The organism is Shewanella sp. SNU WT4 (assembly GCF_006494715.1).
GTDB lineage: Bacteria > Pseudomonadota > Gammaproteobacteria > Enterobacterales > Shewanellaceae > Shewanella.
On record NZ_CP041151.1, the window covers coordinates 1,286,050 to 1,303,348 of the forward strand.

15 protein-coding genes are annotated in these 17,299 nt (G+C 46.8%); 3 read left to right on the forward strand and 12 right to left on the reverse strand.

Annotated features, from left to right (window positions below):
- Nucleotides 1-106 precede the first annotated feature (106 nt).
- From FJQ87_RS05880 to FJQ87_RS05895, 4 genes are all read right to left on the reverse strand, one after another.
- On the reverse strand, nucleotides 107-502 hold the full coding sequence (locus tag FJQ87_RS05880) for a hypothetical protein (RefSeq protein WP_140931461.1): 396 nt from the start codon (nucleotides 500-502) through the stop codon (nucleotides 107-109).
- Between the two features lie 7 nt (nucleotides 503-509).
- On the reverse strand, nucleotides 510-887 hold the full coding sequence (locus tag FJQ87_RS05885; RefSeq protein ID WP_140931463.1) for a DUF2750 domain-containing protein: 378 nt from the start codon (nucleotides 885-887) through the stop codon (nucleotides 510-512).
- Nucleotides 888-1,134: 247 nt separating this feature from the next.
- The gene (locus tag FJQ87_RS05890) at nucleotides 1,135-2,235 is read right to left on the reverse strand and encodes an anhydro-N-acetylmuramic acid kinase (RefSeq protein ID WP_140931465.1); all 1,101 of its coding nucleotides are present in this window, start codon (nucleotides 2,233-2,235) and stop codon (nucleotides 1,135-1,137) included.
- Nucleotide 2,236: 1 nt separating this feature from the next.
- Nucleotides 2,237-3,625: a peptidoglycan DD-metalloendopeptidase family protein gene (locus FJQ87_RS05895; RefSeq protein ID WP_140931467.1), complete on the reverse strand. Its 1,389-nt coding sequence runs from the start codon at nucleotides 3,623-3,625 to the stop codon at nucleotides 2,237-2,239.
- Nucleotides 3,626-3,747: 122 nt separating this feature from the next.
- On the opposite strand from FJQ87_RS05895, the gene tyrS reads away from it, so the two are divergent.
- Nucleotides 3,748-4,944 carry a tyrosine--tRNA ligase gene (gene tyrS / locus FJQ87_RS05900; RefSeq protein WP_140931470.1) on the forward strand — a complete coding sequence of 399 codons (1,197 nt, stop codon included), beginning with the start codon at nucleotides 3,748-3,750 and terminating at the stop codon, nucleotides 4,942-4,944.
- 137 nt (nucleotides 4,945-5,081) lie between these two features.
- On the opposite strand, the gene FJQ87_RS05905 is transcribed toward tyrS, so the two are convergent.
- The 8 genes from FJQ87_RS05905 to gltB form a co-directional block, all read right to left on the reverse strand.
- Nucleotides 5,082-5,630: a hypothetical protein gene (locus FJQ87_RS05905; protein ID WP_140931472.1), complete on the reverse strand. Its 549-nt coding sequence runs from the start codon at nucleotides 5,628-5,630 to the stop codon at nucleotides 5,082-5,084.
- Between the two features lie 106 nt (nucleotides 5,631-5,736).
- Nucleotides 5,737-6,171 carry a nuclear transport factor 2 family protein gene (locus FJQ87_RS05910; RefSeq protein ID WP_140934008.1) on the reverse strand — a complete coding sequence of 145 codons (435 nt, stop codon included), beginning with the start codon at nucleotides 6,169-6,171 and terminating at the stop codon, nucleotides 5,737-5,739.
- Between the two features lie 36 nt (nucleotides 6,172-6,207).
- On the reverse strand, nucleotides 6,208-6,840 hold the full coding sequence (locus tag FJQ87_RS05915) for a trimeric intracellular cation channel family protein (RefSeq protein WP_140931474.1): 633 nt from the start codon (nucleotides 6,838-6,840) through the stop codon (nucleotides 6,208-6,210).
- Nucleotides 6,841-6,842: 2 nt separating this feature from the next.
- Complete coding sequence (locus FJQ87_RS05920) at nucleotides 6,843-7,235, reverse strand: DUF2721 domain-containing protein (RefSeq protein WP_140931476.1); 393 nt, start codon at nucleotides 7,233-7,235, stop codon at nucleotides 6,843-6,845.
- Nucleotides 7,236-7,243: 8 nt separating this feature from the next.
- The gene (locus FJQ87_RS05925; protein ID WP_140931478.1) at nucleotides 7,244-8,218 is read right to left on the reverse strand and encodes a cobalamin biosynthesis protein; all 975 of its coding nucleotides are present in this window, start codon (nucleotides 8,216-8,218) and stop codon (nucleotides 7,244-7,246) included.
- A 55-nt stretch (nucleotides 8,219-8,273) separates the two neighbouring features.
- Nucleotides 8,274-8,966, reverse strand: a complete 693-nt coding sequence (gene mtnN / locus FJQ87_RS05930) for a 5'-methylthioadenosine/S-adenosylhomocysteine nucleosidase (protein WP_140931480.1) — start codon at nucleotides 8,964-8,966, stop codon at nucleotides 8,274-8,276.
- Nucleotides 8,967-9,217: 251 nt separating this feature from the next.
- The gene (locus tag FJQ87_RS05935) at nucleotides 9,218-10,633 is read right to left on the reverse strand and encodes an FAD-dependent oxidoreductase (protein ID WP_140931482.1); all 1,416 of its coding nucleotides are present in this window, start codon (nucleotides 10,631-10,633) and stop codon (nucleotides 9,218-9,220) included.
- A gap of 6 nt (nucleotides 10,634-10,639) precedes the next feature.
- Entirely contained in the window at nucleotides 10,640-15,088 is a 4,449-nt protein-coding gene (gene gltB / locus FJQ87_RS05940; RefSeq protein WP_140931484.1) for a glutamate synthase large subunit, read from the reverse strand.
- A 509-nt stretch (nucleotides 15,089-15,597) separates the two neighbouring features.
- On the opposite strand from gltB, the gene FJQ87_RS05945 reads away from it, so the two are divergent.
- Together FJQ87_RS05945 and FJQ87_RS05950 are read left to right on the forward strand one after the other, a co-directional pair.
- Entirely contained in the window at nucleotides 15,598-16,548 is a 951-nt protein-coding gene (locus tag FJQ87_RS05945) for a TIGR01212 family radical SAM protein (protein WP_140931486.1), read from the forward strand.
- A gap of 256 nt (nucleotides 16,549-16,804) precedes the next feature.
- Nucleotides 16,805-17,170: an Hpt domain-containing protein gene (locus tag FJQ87_RS05950; protein ID WP_140931488.1), complete on the forward strand. Its 366-nt coding sequence runs from the start codon at nucleotides 16,805-16,807 to the stop codon at nucleotides 17,168-17,170.
- Nucleotides 17,171-17,299: the final 129 nt, after the last annotated feature.

Genomic DNA, 17,299 nt, shown 5'->3' on the forward strand with positions numbered 1-17,299 from the left:
GCTTTTTTTATATCAGCTATTTCAACTATTAACTGCAAACAGCAATCTCAAGCCTTAATTTCAAACCTGAGTCTCAAACATCAATCACAAGTATCAAGCGCAGCTATCACTGAATGATATTGAAATTCATTTTAGGCTTAAACCAAAGTCTGACGTTAGGCATCATAGTGACTAGGCCTTGAATCCCACCTAACAACATCAAAGCGCAAATTAAGCCAAATTGCTGGCCAAGGCTCCAAGATTGCAAGGCAGTTAACCAGTCTGGACTCGTCTCTGAGCTCATATTGAGCAGCAAGGCGAGCGCTAATCCGCTTAATGACAGCAATACCGCCATAATCATCATTAGCAGCCAAGCTGATTTTTGGCGACCGATAATAGCCACCGCCAACAAAGCTAGCAATAACGAGGCTATGATGGCTTGTTGCAAGAACAAACCTGTTGCCGCCAGCAAGCCATAAACGCTCGCTAGAAGAATTAACGGCGGTGGCATTTTATCTGTCATGACAAACTTAGTGAGCTGAACGCTTAACTAAACGCTCTTCCAGTTCGTGTGGCAATACCACAACCCCAAGATCGTCAACCACAGGACAAATGGCTACTGCCAAATCGTCTTCTTGCATGCCAGTCACCCAGCGCTCTAACCATTCGTTTAATGGAATTGCCAGAGGTTGGCAGTCTTGCCAATCATCCACAGCCCATGAGTTAGCCGCTTCTTCCGTTGGCCACATAGGGATGCAGTCTTCATCTTCTGTGGTTAACATGACGCAACCGTCGTTATCCTGCAGAGTCCAAATAACTTTTTCTTCTTTAATAATGCTCACCATCACATCGTAACGACCTTCTGGTGTCATTGAGGCTAGTTCAGCCGCAGTTTTGTTCTTGCTCATGATATTTCTCTTACTCAATTAGTTAGCCTTAGAATATCACAAGCTAGACTAATCCCAATAATGCTTTGGTACTCTCAGGGGGCGTTAGTGATTTAGTGGTATTGGCGAGGCGATGAGATATGCGCTGTTGGCGGTTAAATGTTGGCACTTAAAAGTATGCAGGGGCTGATATGACGCTGCTAAAGCGCAGCGTCAGTAACTATTAGTTAGTGGCGCTAGTCGTGGCACTAGATGCTTACTTAACGAGTTATTTAGCGCTATACAAGGCGCCTAATACGCCAGCGCGGCGAGCCCCCGTCACCGCAGGTAAGTTGGCGGGCAGGCCTTGCTTATAACGCAGTGCTAACCAAGCAAAGGCTATGGCTTCAACCCAAGTGGGCGATACCCCAAGGTCTGCGGTAGTAGTGACTACTTGCTTAGGCATTAACAAGCTTAAACGGCGCATTAGCTCGCCATTAAAGGCGCCGCCGCCGCAAATAAACACTTCGCTACTATCATCAATGGCCACAATATCATTGGCTATGCTGTGACAGGTTAAATCCAATAAGGTCGATTGAATATCGGCATCATCTAAGTGAGAGTAATCCGCCAGTTGGTGTGATAACCAGGCTTGATTAAATAACTCGCGCCCTGTGCTTTTTGGGTATGGCTGGGCGAAATAAGGATGAGACAGCATTTGCGCTAATAACTTAGGCTGAGTCTCGCCGCTTGCCGCAAACTCACCATCCTTATCATAAGCTTGTTGCAAGCATTGCTGCGTCCAGTAATCGATTAACACATTACCAGGACCCGTATCAAAACCTAACACTTGCTCAGCATTGCCGGGTAAATAAGTGATGTTGGCCATGCCACCAATATTGACCACCATGCGCGGGCTAGCACTGGCAAACGCTTGCTGATGAAACGCTGGCACTAATGGTGCGCCTTGGCCGCCTAAGGCGATATCTTTACGCCGAAAATCGGCAATCACATCAATGTCAGTTAATACAGCTAAGGTATTGGCATCACCTATTTGCAAGGTAAAACCAATCTCAAGGTTTGGCATGTGGCGTATGGTTTGGCCGTGACTGCCAATGGCGATAACGTCTTCTGGGCTGACATTAGCGTTAGCCAGCAAGGCTTGAGTCGCCTTAGCAAATAATTTGGCGACAGTGCGATCTAAGCGGCCTAAGCGGTTAATTTCATCGCTGCCGGACTGACACAATCTTTGCAAACCTTTGCGCAAATGATCAGGCATAGCTTCTGTGTGGCTTGCCACTAACTTAGGTGTGCCTTCAAAGTCTACTAACACAGCATCCACGCCATCCATGCTAGTGCCAGACATGATCCCAATATACAGAGTCGACATACTAATCTACCTTAGCTGTAGTGGTTCCATCGGTTTGGATACCCGATTGATATTTAGATAGTTGCGCCATTAAATCTTGGCTTACGCGGCTAAAGGCCGGTTTATCTGCACGAGCAATGGCTTCAGCTTTGGGCAGATTAATCGTCCTTGGGTTGCGATGGGTGCCATTAACGATAAATTCGTAATGTAAATGCGCCCCTGTTACGCGGCCGGTGGCACCTAAAGTACCTATAATCTGGCCTTGCTTTACGCTTTGACCACGTTTCACTTTGCGCGCTTTTAAATGCAAGTACTTAGTAGTGTAGGTGTCATTGTGTTTAATAAACACATAGTTACCATTATATTGGTTGTAACCCGATTCGGTGACGCGCCCACTACCGGCTGATTTAATTGGGGTGCCGACCGCGGCCACATAATCTACGCCGCGATGGGCTTTTACTTTTCCGGTCACAGGATGCAAACGCTTAGGGTTGAAATTGGAGCTGACGTATTTAAAATCCACTGGCGAGCGTAAAAATGCTTTACGCATGCTGCTGCCATTTTCGGAATAATATTGGCCATCTGTGTGGCGAATAGCTGTGTAGCGTTGACCTTGGTTGATAAACTCCGCCGCTAAAATATCACCATTGCGGACAAAATCGTCGCCAGCGTATTCATCATCATAAATCAGGGTAAAGCTGTCACCTGCGCGCAAATCGAGGGCGAAATCTATATCCCAACCAAAGAGGTTAGCCAGTTCCATAATTTGCGACGATGAAAGCCCAGCGCCTGCAGCTGCCCGCCAAAAGTTAGAGGTAATAGTGGCGTGAGCAAAGCGTTGATGCCTATCGACTGATTTAGTTTCAATATCCGCCTTAAATTGGCCGCTGGCATCTTTGCGGATCATTAGGGTTCTGACTACATCAATTTGGCGGTCAAGACCAGCCAGTAACCCATCGCCGTCGCTGTAAAGGACTAAGGCATCCCCTGGGATGAGTTTACGCAAATAAGAATCAGCGGATTTCACTTGGGTAATGTCGTAAACATCGCGACTGGTAAAACCCGCGCGCTGAAAAATAGCCGCTAACGAATCTCCAGCGTTCACTGTAATCAGTTGACTGTTTAATTCAGATTCAAGCTCGCCACTTAGGGTATTTTCTGGCAGAACTTCTGCTTCAACCTCATCTTCTCTAAGCGGCGCAGGTGTGCGTTCACTCGGCGGTGTTGGCGAGCGCATAGCTAAAGGTATATCGAATTCTTGAGCATCAGGGACTTTGATTCTTTTGGCGCTAGGCTTGTCACTGGGATCAATTGGTAACATTAACACTACTAATATGGCCAATAGTAATAAACTGAGTAATATTTGATGTGTTTTAGGTAACAGTTTTATTAGTGTTATAAGCTTTGCCATTGATGCAGATACCAAATTCCAGTGAATAGCGAGTCAGGAGTTAGTGTACACACTTTCATTTGCACAGGCTAACAAGTAACATAGCTCTTTTGATTTTTTGGCACCGAGGAGTAGCGGCGGCAATGGCGGATTTAGACCAAGTATTGGCAGAGATTAAACGTGGTACCGATGAGATTTTGCTTGAAGCAGATCTGATTGAAAAACTGAAAGAAGGGCGTCCGTTACGCATCAAGTTAGGTGCTGATCCGACCGCGCCGGATATTCATCTGGGCCACACGGTTATCCTCAATAAAATGCGCACTTTTCAGGAACTCGGCCACGAAGTCATCTTCCTTATTGGCGATTTCACTGGCATGGTTGGCGACCCATCGGGCAAAAACAGCACCCGTCCGCCGCTGACTCGTGAGCAAGTGCTAGCCAATGCTGAAACTTATAAAGAGCAAGTGTATAAGATTTTAGATCCAGCCAAGACTCGCATTGAGTTTAACTCGAGCTGGTTAGAAACCTTAGGCGCGGCAGGCATGATACGTTTGGCATCTCAGCAAACCGTAGCGCGCATGATGGAACGTGATGACTTTAAAAAGCGTTATGCTGGTGGCCAGTCAATTGCTATTCATGAATTCATGTATCCATTGCTGCAAGGCTATGATTCAGTTGCATTGGAAGCTGATGTTGAGCTGGGCGGTACCGATCAGAAGTTTAACTTGCTAATGGGCCGTGAATTACAAAAGTCGGCAGGCCAAAAGCCGCAGACAGTAATCATGATGCCACTGCTTGAAGGCTTAGATGGCGTTAAGAAAATGTCTAAGTCAGCTCACAACTATATTGGTGTGAGTGAAGTGCCTGATGAGATGTTTGGCAAAATCATGTCTATCTCTGATGACTTGATGTGGCGTTACTATGAACTGTTATCTTTCCGCCCATTGGCCGAGATTGAGCAGTTAAAAACAGACGTTGCTAATGGCGCCAACCCACGTGATGCCAAGGTTGCTTTAGCGCAAGAAATTATCGCTCGCTTCCATGATGAAGCGGCGGCAGTAAAAGCCTTAGACAATTTTGTGGCTCGCTTCCAAAAGGGTGCCATCCCTGATGATATTGAAGAAGTGACCTTAACTGCGCCAGAAGGCATGGCGATTGCCAACGTACTGAAAGACGCAGGTTTAGTAGCTTCAACATCGGATGCAATGCGCATGATTAAGCAAGGCGCAGTTAAGATGGATGGCGATAAGCTTGATGACCCTAAACTGCTACTGCAAGCGCCACTTGTGTGTGTATTGCAGGTAGGTAAGCGCAAGTTTGCCAAGGTGACATTAGCTTAAGGCTAACGGTCCATAGGGCAAACACACTTAGCTGAGTTTCGCCTTAATCAAAACCTTATAAATGCCAGCCACTGCTGGCATTTTTTATGGCTATTTATCTAGTGTTATATGAACTGTTTTATGTGCTTAAGCTGCCATTAGGAGTGTTTGCAAGGCGTGGTAGCAAATACGCCGTGGGGTTGGCAACGCCAACTGAGTGCCGCGGTTTGTAATTGCCAGCCCTGATTAAGTTGCTGCAAGGTCACTATTAATAACAACTGCGCGCCATTAGCTTCATTGCGACTAAGAAGATAATACTGCTCGGACTTTACCGTTGATGTTTGTTTGCGTGTTTGCTGGTGTTTTTGATGATGCGCTGCTGTTTGCGAGGTTGTTTTAGCGGCTTTTTTCGGTTTGATGGGGGAGGCTATGGTGAGCTCTATGGGCATAAAAGCTTTGCCAGCGAAATGCTCGGCAATGAGTTTAGGGTGCTGACTCCAGTTATCCCCTTGGCGCGCGGCTTGCTCTATCTGCTGATTAAAATGCGCCACTGGGCGCAGCGCTAAGGACACCACTATGGGGTGAGCATTAAGGGTAGCGTCAGGATTACTTGTCGCATACGCAGGCCATAGCGCACCTAAAGATAACAAACTTAAGGCGCTCATTGAGTAAATCAAAGGCTTGAAAATATAGGCTAATACATTCATTGATAAGCTTTTTATCTAACAAGGATAATGATTCGACTCAGGTTTTTCGCTAAGGTTCCCCATCAAAGGCTAGCAATTATCTAGGCTGTGATACTAGTGCGCGGATTTATTGGCTTTGCAATTGATCTTGCATGGTTTGGTAATCAATTAAATCTAGGTGCTCTTTTACTCGGCGCAGGTGCATATCAAGTTTTAAGGTAGTCACCCCTGGGATGGCAACATTAATGATTTTACCCGGCTTACCAAATAAATCTCCCGGACCTTTAAATTGGTAACTGCCAATCATGACTACTAACGAGCCCGAGTTATACATGTGCTCTATGTTGAATCTATATTCAAGCACACCTTCGTGAGCACGCTTCAAAAAATCAATAATATGCCGCTGCCCAATATACTTGCGTTTGGCAGTACGGTCATGAAAAACAGTTTCCCTGTCATAAAAGCTCTCTAGCGCCGCATAATCATGGGCCGACATAGCATCTATGTATTGAACTGCTAATTGTTGCTCTGGCGGCATATCACCATTGGCCCAAACAGGCATGGCGATAAGCAGCAAGAGTGCGTAGAAAAATTTCAATTAATATCTCTTAGTTTGACCATCAAATGCAGGCAGACTCAAATGCCAATGAATCGCCGCTAACCGTATGCTTAAGGTTACTAGCATAGCTAAGGTGATAGTGGCGGTATTATCCAGCCCTAAGCTATAACAGCCCATATAGGTAATGGCACCTAACATGGCGGCGGTGGCATAAATTTCACTGCGCAAGATTAGCGGGATTTTACGGCAAAGTATATCGCGGATCATGCCGCCGCCCACACCTGTAATCACCCCCATTATGATGCTGCCCATGCCGGAAATACCGAAGGCTAAGGATTTTTCTACGCCTATGATAGTAAATAAGGCTAAGCCAAACGCATCGGCTATGGGTAATAGGCGTGGGTCAATCTTGTTGGGGTAGCGTACTAATAAGATGGTGGGTAAGACAGTTAATAAAATGCAGACTATGTAGTTACTATCGGTTAGCCAAAAGACAGGCGTGGCGCCAATTAACGCATCACGAATACTGCCACCACCCACAGCGGTTACGGCAGCTAATACGATAACCCCAAACGGGTCCATTTTATGGCGCGCCGCCGCCAGTGCGCCAGTTAAGGCAAACACAGCGGTTCCCGCCATATCAAACAGATAAATCCAATTGATAGCATCCATGATTAGCGGCTCATGTCCTTGAGGTGGATATTAAGGGCGTCCACTGAAATACGAATTTCAACCACAGATAAAATCAATGAATAAAGTAATAACAACAAGCTGGCGCCAAACACTAATGAGCCACTCTTATTAAATCCAAGATATATCATCATCATACATAATACGCACAAGGCAAAACTTACCACGCCAGATTCCTGCATGCGGCGAATTAAGCTGATGCGTTGGCGAAAGTTTTTAATTTGAGCGTCTTGCACTGGAACTTTACCGCTACTCAGATTGCGTATTAAGGCTGCCAATGAGAAAAATCTATTGGTATAAGCCAGTAATAACAGTGAAATAGCAGGGAACAGCAACGCGGGAGTGGTTAACGATAAGGGGGCAACATCAATAAGCATATTAATTCCTACGCAGGGGCAGCTAAGCGCAGCGCTATCCATATCAAGGGCAAGCTGCAACAAAAACACATAATAAAACCTTGGCAGCGGCGAGTTAGCCGATAAGCCATGTCAATCGTGGCGGCATAAGGCTCGGCGCCATACACCAATTTGGGTCGAACAACTTTCTGGCCGCTAAACATTTGTGGCCCACCTAAGCTAGTGGCTAAGCTGCGCGCACCTAAGGTTAAAATTTGCGGTAACTCTTGCTTGCGGGTCACAAACGCCTGACTTATGGCCATGGGTTGATGATAGAGCAAGGCCACCAGCGATTGCCAAATCAGTTCAGGCAGCCACTGCAACCATTTATCGAGTGTATATATAGATTGCGCAAAAAATTGATACTTAGGGTCTTGCTTGGGCCAACAAAAAGCGAGCTCATTAATCATACGCACTAGTAACACTAAGACGACGCCGCCAAGAGGAAAATAACATAAAGCTGTGATTAAGGTGCGTGCTGGCGTGGTTAGTTGCGCTTCAATTGTCGCTTTACTGATCCCTATCACAGATAAAGCGTGAGTATCGGCATTCGTTATCGTTTGTAACTGGATTTTGGCTGTTTCTTTTTCGCCAGTTAATAATAAGCCCTGAATGCGGCGCGCTTGGCGATTGACTTGCACGCCAATAAAGCTGATATACAGCAGTAAGCCTTCAAAAAACCACGGATAATAAGCGAGCATTGGCAGCAAGGTTAATATTAGCCACCAAGGCACAATCAACAATAGCGCGGCTAAAGTGCCCGCGAGCGCTTGTTGAAACCTAGAATTGGTGGGTTTACAGGTCTTGGCGCCGAGTAAATGGCATAGCTGCTGCCAGTAATATCTTGGGTCTAATGCCTGCGGCAGTGGCACCAGATAAGCAAGTATTAAGGTCAATAATAACAGCGACAAAGAACCAAGGAGTGGACTGTCCTGCAGTAACGTCTCTAGGATGCGATTGTCCATAATCGTCTCAAGTGATTGCCGCTGTTAGTGGTGACCTTATAACTAATAATCGCGCTTACAGCTGCTTAAGTAACGCCATTACCATTAAGGCCGAGTGATAACCCGCCTTTACAATATAGGCATCAAAATCAACAGGTGAATCATTATTGGCGTTATCGCTCAGTGAACGAATGACCACAAATGGCACCTTAAATTGATGACAAGTTTGTGCAATGGCCGCGCCTTCCATTTCGCAAGCGGCCATGGTTGGGAAGTTTTGCAGCATGACTTTAGTGCGGGCAGGGTCGCAAATGAAGCTGTCACCTGTAGTGATGAGGCCTTCAATGGCTTTTACTTCACCCAGTTCATTAATAGCGGCTTTGGCGGCGGCCACTAATTTAGCATCGGCGATGAAGGCGGCGGGTTGCTGCGCCATTTGACCGATTTCATAGCCAAAGGCAGTCACATCGACATCGTGATGACGAACTTCGTTTGAAATCACAATGTCGCCAATAGCTAAGCTGTCGACAAAGCCACCCGCGCTGCCAGTATTGATAACTGCATCAGGCGCGAATCTATCGATAAGTAAGCTAGTGGCGATAGTGGCCGCTACTTTACCTATGCCGCTGCGAGTCACTATGACTTGTTTGCCATTGAGTTCACCTTCAACGAAATCTATGCCAGCAATGGTGTGCGCTACGCTGTTAGTGAGGGCGGCTATTAAGTGCGCCACTTCTGGCTCCATAGCGCCAATAATACCGATTTTCATGGTGTTGCCTTGTCAATGAGATAAAGGCGCTACTATAGCGTTTTTAGCGAGATGAAAAAAGTGTGGCTAGCGGTTTTAGCGCAGCAATAGCTCAGGCGAGAGGGAGACGTTAGTAGCCATGCAGGAATGCAGGAATGCGGGAATGGGTGTGGGAGAGGTCGGGGCTTAGTGCTTGTTAAGTAAATAACCACCAACAGCCTCAATGGGCGCTGCTGGTGGTTGGATTTTCGCTGAGCTTTAAGTGTTGGCGGTTATGAGGCTTCATTTAAAAAGCTTAAAATCCCAAGCGCAGCCTTACGCCCCTCATCAATAGCCGTCACTACTAAGTCTGAGCCGCGCACCATATCGCCGCCAGCAAAGACTTTGGGATGGCTAGTTTGAAATGGCATCTCAGTGGTTTGAGCCGCTTTTACCTTGCCACTGTCATCGGTCGCTATGGCAAAGTCAGCAAACCATGGGGCAGGGCTTGGCTGAAAACCAAAGGCAATAATGACAGCATCGGCTGCCAATATTTGCTCGCTGCCAGCGATAACTTCTGGGCGCTGACGCCCTGAGGCATCTTTGCTACCAAGCTTAGTTTCAACGCACTCTAATCCCACTACTTTGCCTGCTTGCGCGGTAATTTGCGTTGGTTGACGATTAAATAAAAAGGTCACGCCTTCTTCTTTGGCATTTTGCACTTCTTTGCGTGACCCTGGCATATTAGCTTCATCGCGGCGATAGACGCAGGTCACTTGGCTGGCGCCTTGGCGAATGGCGGTGCGCACGCAATCCATGGCGGTATCGCCGCCGCCTAACACCACGACTTTTTGGCCGTGTAAATTAAGATACGGAAATTCACTGTGGTTCTGCCCCATCAATTGATTGGTGTTACCAATCAAATACGGCAGAGCTTGATATACACCGCTACTTTGTTCACCGGGTAAATCGGCTTGCATGGCGCGATAAGTGCCCATACCTAAAAACACAGCATCAAATTCACTGAGTAAGGTATCAAAACCTATATCTTCACCTATGGTGACGCCTAAGCGAAATTGTATACCCATGCCTTCCATGACAGTGCGGCGCGTCGCCATTACGCTTTTATCTAGCTTAAAGGCCGGAATGCCATAGGTAAGTAGGCCGCCAATTTGCGGATATTTATCAAATACCACAGGCTTAATGCCGTTACGGGCGAGAATATCAGCGCAGCCTAAACCCGCAGGCCCCGCGCCTATGATGGCTACTCGCTCAGGCCTTGGAATCACTTGGCTTAAATCAGGGCGCCAGCCTTGGGCAATTGCGGTATCAGTAATGTATTTCTCAACGCTACCAATAGTGACAGCGCCAAAGTCATCATTAAGGGTACATGCGCCTTCACATAGCCTGTCTTGTGGGCATACGCGGCCACATACTTCTGGCAAGGTATTGGTTTCATGCATGAGTTCTGCTGCTTCAAAAATACGACCTTGTTTGGCAAGGCTAAGCCAATTAGGAATGTAGTTGTGCAGCGGACATTTCCACTCGCAATAAGGGTTGCCGCAATCTAGGCAGCGATCGGCTTGAGTGGCCACTTCATTGCTTTTGAACGGCTGATAAATCTCAATAAATTCTTTTGCGCGCCGAGCTATTGGGTGTTTAGCCGGATCATGACGTTGCACTTCGATAAATTGAAAATCATTGCTCATGGCTGATTACCCTGCTTTGACGGCTAAAGGAGAGCTGGTGGAATCCAGCGTTAATAAGTCGGCGGCATCGATATTTTTGGGCTTAACCAGCACAAAGCAATCAATCCAATTTTCAAAATCGTTCAAGATCATGGCGCCATGCTCACTCTGGGTGAGGGCCACATGTTGCTGAATTAAGGCTTTTAAGTGCTGTTGATGAATACTTGAGCTCACGGCTTGGCTATCAACTAACTCGCGGTTTAAGCGCTTATCAAACTTATTGTATTGATCAAACACGTAAGCAAAGCCACCTGTCATGCCGGCGCCAAAGTTAGCCCCAGTTTTACCCAGCACTAGCACTATGCCGCCGGTCATGTATTCACAGGCGTTATCGCCAACCCCTTCCACAACCGCAATAGCGCCCGAGTTACGTACAGCAAAGCGCTCGCCAGCGGTGCCGGAGGCAAATAATTTACCGCCAGTGGCGCCATATAAGCAGGTGTTACCTATGATGGCAGAACGCTCGGTTTTAAAGTTACTGCCATGGGGCGGAAATAGGGTTAACTGGCCGCCAGACATGCCTTTACCTACATAATCATTGGCATCACCACATAAGGTCATGTGTAAGCCCTGACTATTCCATACCCCAAAACTTTGCCCTGCCGTGCCTTGCAATTTAAGGTGAATGTTAGCTTTAGTGCCTTGACGGCCATATAAGCGCGCTATGTTGCCAGAGAGCGTAGCGCCTACTGAACGGTCGGTATTGGCGATAGTGTAATTAAGCTCAAGCGCTGTTTTCTCCGTTAATGCCTGCTCGCAATCGGCCATAATGCGCTGATTTAATGCGCCAATATCTTCGGGTGGGTTGCGCTCCCGCCACACTAAACCGCTGCCTGCTGGCGGCGTGGCTTGATATAACACCGCAGATAAATCAAGGGCCGCTTGTTTAGCGGTAGCGCCAACCGTCATAGTTAATAAGTCGCAGCGCCCGACTAACTGTTCTAAATGGGTAAAGCCGAGCTGAGCTAAATAGCCTCTGACTTCTTCTGCGATAAATTCGAAGTAGTTCATCACTTTTTGCGGTAAGCCGTGATAGTGATTATCCCGCAGCTGTTTATTCTGGGTAGCAATGCCGGTAGCGCAGTTATTTAGATGGCAAATGCGTAAGTACTTGCAGCCTAGCGCTATCATAGGGGCCGTGCCAAAACCAAAGCTCTCAGCGCCGAGCATGGCGGCTTTAACGACATCAAGCCCGGTCTTTAAACCGCCATCGACTTGCAGGCGAATTTTATGGCGCAGACCATTAGTCACTAACGATTGATGGACTTCGGCTAAGCCTAGCTCCCACGGGCTACCTGCGTATTTCACCGATGAAATAGGACTCGCGCCTGTGCCGCCATCATAGCCAGAGACAGTAATCATATCGGCGTAGGCTTTAGCTACGCCGGTGGCGATTGTGCCAATACCAGGTTCAGAGACTAATTTGACTGACACCATGGCTCTTGGGTTGATTTGTTTTAAATCAAAAATTAACTGCGCCAAATCTTCAATGGAGTAAATATCATGGTGCGGCGGCGGTGAAATCAGGGTAACGCCTGGGCGTGAGTGCCTTAAGCCTGCAATTTCAACGCTGACTTTATCCCCTGGCAATTGTCCGCCTTCACCAGGTTTTGCGCCTTGGGCGATTTTGATTTGCAGCACTTCGGCATTGACTAAGTAATGGGCGGTTACGCCAAAGCGGCCCGATGCCACCTGTTTAATGGCTGAGTTACGTTCACTGTTAAAGCGCGACGGATCTTCGCCGCCCTCGCCAGAATTAGAGCGACCACCTAAACGATTCATGGCCACCGCCAGCGCCTCGTGAGCCTCAGGGCTTAAGGCGCCAATACTCATGGCGGCAGTATCAAAGCGTGGATACAGCTTAGAGGCTGGCTCTACGCTTGATAGCTCAACGGGCGTTTGACTGGTGCTTAAGGCTAATAAGTCGCGCAGTACTGCCGCTGGGCGTTTATCCACGGCATCAACAAAGCGTTGATAGGCTTCGCCATCTTTATTATTTAAGGCTTGCTGCAAGTGAGTGACGACATCGGGATTAAAGCTGTGGTATTCGCCGTCTTCTACATATTTAAGTAAGCCGCCTTGGGGCAGAGGCATATGGGCTTGAAAGGCAAGCTTATGCAGTTGTTTTTGGTCTTGCTCAATATGGCTAAAACTCGCGCCTTGAATGCGGCTAATCACGCCTTTAAAGCACATGTCGACCACATCATCGGCAAGGCCAACGGCTTCAAATAATTGTGAGCAGCGATATGAACCCACAGTGGATATGCCCATTTTGGACATAATTTTTCTAAGGCCTTTATCAATCCCTGAGCGGAAATTGATCATTAGCCCAGTTGAATGCTGCTCGCCATTGCGCGCCGCTAACGCTGCAATCGACTCATAAGCTAAATATGGGTAAATGGCGGTCGCACCAAAGCCGAGCAATACCGCAAAATGATGTGGGTCGCGGGCGGTAGCGGTTTCTACAATGATGTTGGTATCACAGCGCAAACTGTTATCAACTAAGCGCTGCTGCACAGCGCCCACCGCCATGATGGCCGGGATCACTAAGCATTTACTGCCGATGGCTCTATCGGATAATACCAGCAGGCAAGTGCCCATACGCGCCAGACGCTCGGCTTCATCGGTAATGCGTTTAATGGCGTGAGCTAACCCTTCGTTGGCGTCATAACACAGATTTAAAGTGTCAGCGCGATAGTTGGCTTTATCGAGTGTCAGCAGTTGATTGAAATCGCTGAATAATAAAACTGGCGAGCCAAACATAACGCGATAAGCATGGCCTGTGGTTTCATTAAATAAGTTTTGCTCACGGCCAACACAGGTGGTCAGTGACATCACGTGTTTTTCCCGCAATGGGTCAATTGGCGGGTTAGTCACCTGAGCAAACTTTTGGCGGAAATAATCAAATAAAGAGCGCTGCTTAGTCGATAGCACGGCCATAGGGGTATCATCACCCATAGAGCCTATGGCTTCTTCGCCTTTGCTGGCCAGCACCCACACAATTTGCTCGAGCTCTTCACGGCTATAACCAAATAGCTTTTGATATTGCAGTAATTTAGCCGCTGAAAACTCGCTATTGCCTTGCTTGCCTTGGGGCAATTGTTCGGCGGGCGTGAGCACTTGGCTGTTTTTAGTCATCCACTGACGATAAGGATGGCGACGCTTAAGATCGTTATCAATTTCAAGTGATTGATACAATTTGCCATCTAAGGTATCAAGCACTAACAATTCACCGGGGCCAACGCGCCCCTTTTCTATGACTTCATCAGGAGCGTAATCCCAAATTCCCACTTCCGAGGCCAAGGTTAAAATTCTATCTTTAGTGATGACGTAACGCGATGGTCGTAAACCATTGCGATCCACCGCGCAGGCCGCGTGACGACCATTGGTCATAACTATGCCAGCAGGGCCATCCCATGGCTCCATATGCATAGAGTTAAAGTCATAAAAGGCTTTTAAATCATCATCCATTTCTGGATTGCTTTGCCATGCTGGTGGAATAAGCAGGCGCATAGCGCGGAATAAATCCATGCCGCCTGAGAGCAACATATCGAGCATATTATCTAAGGACGATGAGTCTGAGCCAGTTTCATTCACAAACGGCGCCGCCATTTGTAAGTCAGGCAATAATGGCGAGCTAAATTTATAGGCGCGCGCTCTTGCCCATTGGCGGTTGCCAGTAATGGTATTGATTTCCCCATTGTGAGCTAAATAGCGAAAGGGTTGCGCCAGTGGCCATCTTGGGGAGGTGTTAGTTGAAAAGCGCTGATGAAACAGACAAATGGCGCTTTGCAAACGTAAATCGGCTAAATCTGGATAGAACACAGGTAAGGCCGCAGGCATCATCAGCCCTTTATAAACAATGATTTGCCCAGATAAGCTTGGGATATAAAATTCAGAGTCATGCTGCAATTGCTGCTCGATGCGGCGCCTTGCCATGTATAAACGGCGCTCTAAGTCTTTTTCGCGCCAGCCAATGGGCGAATTGATTAACACTTGGGTAATGTTTGGCAAGCTCTTAAGGCCTGTTGCCCCTAAAGCTGTGGTATTGATAGGCACATCGCGCCAACCGGCGATACTTAAGGTTTCTTTTTCGAGTTCTTTGCGTATCACTTGTTTGGCCATTTCGGCCAAGTCTGGGTCTGGGTTTAAAAACAGCATGCCAACCGCAAATTTGCGGCTTAAGTGCCAGCCTTGCTCATCGGCAATAGCTTGGAAAAATTTGACGGGTAATTGCATCAGCAAGCCGCAGCCATCGCCGGTGGCGCCATCCGCTGCCACACCACCCCTGTGTTTCATTCTATCCAAACCTTGAATGGCGGTTCGAATAATTCTATGGCTGGCTTCGCCATCCATTTGGGCTATTAGGCCAAATCCACAGTTATCTCTCTCGAAACTTGGATGATATAAGCTCATACGAAAATCTCCCTTGATACGACTTAACTGAGCGGGAGAGGAGTCAGCGCTAATGTAAGTCGCCTACTAACTAGCCAATGCCCGGACTCTCCAAATTATCGAGACATTAGACAAAGGTCAAATGCAAAAATGCATAAACGTTAAATAATAATCTAATTAGCTTAAAATTTCTTACTTAAGCTTACGTTGACGTAAACGTGCTTAAATTTATTAATGTCATTGTTTTAAATGGATTTTATTTGTTGCGCTGTGTGAGTGCGTCAATTATGCCTATTTATGAAATAATGAGTTTTATTGCAGATACAGTGAATAATCGCTATCTCAAACTTTTCGCTACAACAAGGGGCAATCACTGCGATTTATAGGAGAGTTAGCTTGATAGCTAGTGTTTATCACTGTGGTTAATCAATGCCTTAGGATATTTAGTTGTCAGCTTCAGCATTTTGTGTGGATAACGGCTGCGAAGATCAGCAAATTCTCATACAATAACCGATTTTTTAGGAGGCTTTGTGGGCCTAGATTCATACATCAATACCTATGGCGCCGCCTGTAAAGCACGTTTTGGTCAAAAAGTTAAAAAGCTGACTATCGATGCTAAATTCACTTGCCCGAACCGTGATGGCACCTTAGGCCGCGGTGGTTGCACCTTTTGCAATGTATCTTCTTTTAGCCACGAAGCTGGCACCGACCTTGGTATTAGCGAGCAAATTAGCCAAGGCAAATTTAGACAAAGAGATAGGCAAGCTAAAGGCTTAGGTAACAATAAAGATGCCGCCAATGATAAGTACATCGCCTACTTTCAAGCCTATACCAGTACCTATGATGAATACGCCTTATTAAAGGCGCGCTACGATGAAGCCATTAAAGATGAGCATATCGTTGGTCTTGCTGTTGGTACTCGCCCCGATTGTGTCCCCGATGCTGTGATTGAATTATTAGCCGATTACCAAGACAAGGGGCTCGAAGTCTGGCTCGAACTTGGGCTGCAAACCGCGAATGAGCAGACCTTAAAGCGCATTAATCGTGGTCATGGCTGGCAAGAATATGCCGATACTGTAGCGCGCGCTCGCCGCGCTGGCATTAAGGTTTGTACCCATTTGATTTTGGGTTTGCCTGGTGAAACTCATCAAGATTATATGCAGACCTTAACGCAGGTACTGGAGTTAGGCATAGATGGGTTGAAGATTCACCCGCTGCACATAGTTGAAGGCAGCACTATGGCTAAGGCATGGCGCAGCGATAAACTCACCATTATGGCGCTAGAAGATTATGCCTTTAGTGTGGGGGAGATGATCCGCGCTACCCCTAAACATATTATTTATCATCGAGTTGCCGCGTACGCGCAGCGCCCTATGTTACTCGCGCCCGATTGGTGTAGTCGCCGCTGGGATGCCATGGTTGCCATTGAAGATAATCTACGAGAGTTTGGTGGCCAAGGGCAGGCATTAAGGAGCGATTAGACTGGTGATTAATGCCGCCATAATCATACATTCTATTTAGTTGTAATTAGTAATTATCTAATTTTAAAAGAGATAATTTAATTGTGTGCATGTTGCCGACAAAGTGACCATCTGCTAAAGATTCTGCGCAAAACTTGCCGCGATTAGATGATTGGCTGTGATTTAAGGCGCATATTTAGCAAGGTTTAAGGCTTGCGCCTTTAACGGTAAGAGGTATCATGATGTATCTCACGCTTAGCATTTCGAGGACAATTACATGTCGCAAGCCGATTTAGACACAGTTTTGGATTTAAACACGCTCCAACAATATTGCAATGCCATTGGCGCAACCACCTTATTAAAAAGTGTGGTGTTGTTTGAGCAGTTATTACCAGAATATGTCGGCAATTTAATTCAAGCTCAAGAGGCTTCCGATAAGGAAACTTTATGCGCAGAAGCCCACAAGTTTAAAGGTGCCGCGGGATCGGTAGGAATGAAGCGAGTCCAGCAATTCGCGCAGTTATTACAACACGGTGAATCAGAGCAATGGTCTGAACTGCACTGTGTGTGGTTAAGTAACATAGTTGAATTTAGTGCTAAAGATTTGGCAAGCCTTAAGGCTTATCTTGAATCTCAAGCTTAAGCTTGCGACTGTTTGATTAAGAGGCCTAGGGCCTCTTTTTTTATGGGCGCGCGTTTAATAACTGTGAGGTGGCACTTGAATCTAAGCGCTAGGAGTATGCTAAAGTAATAGGACTTTTGAATTTAAACT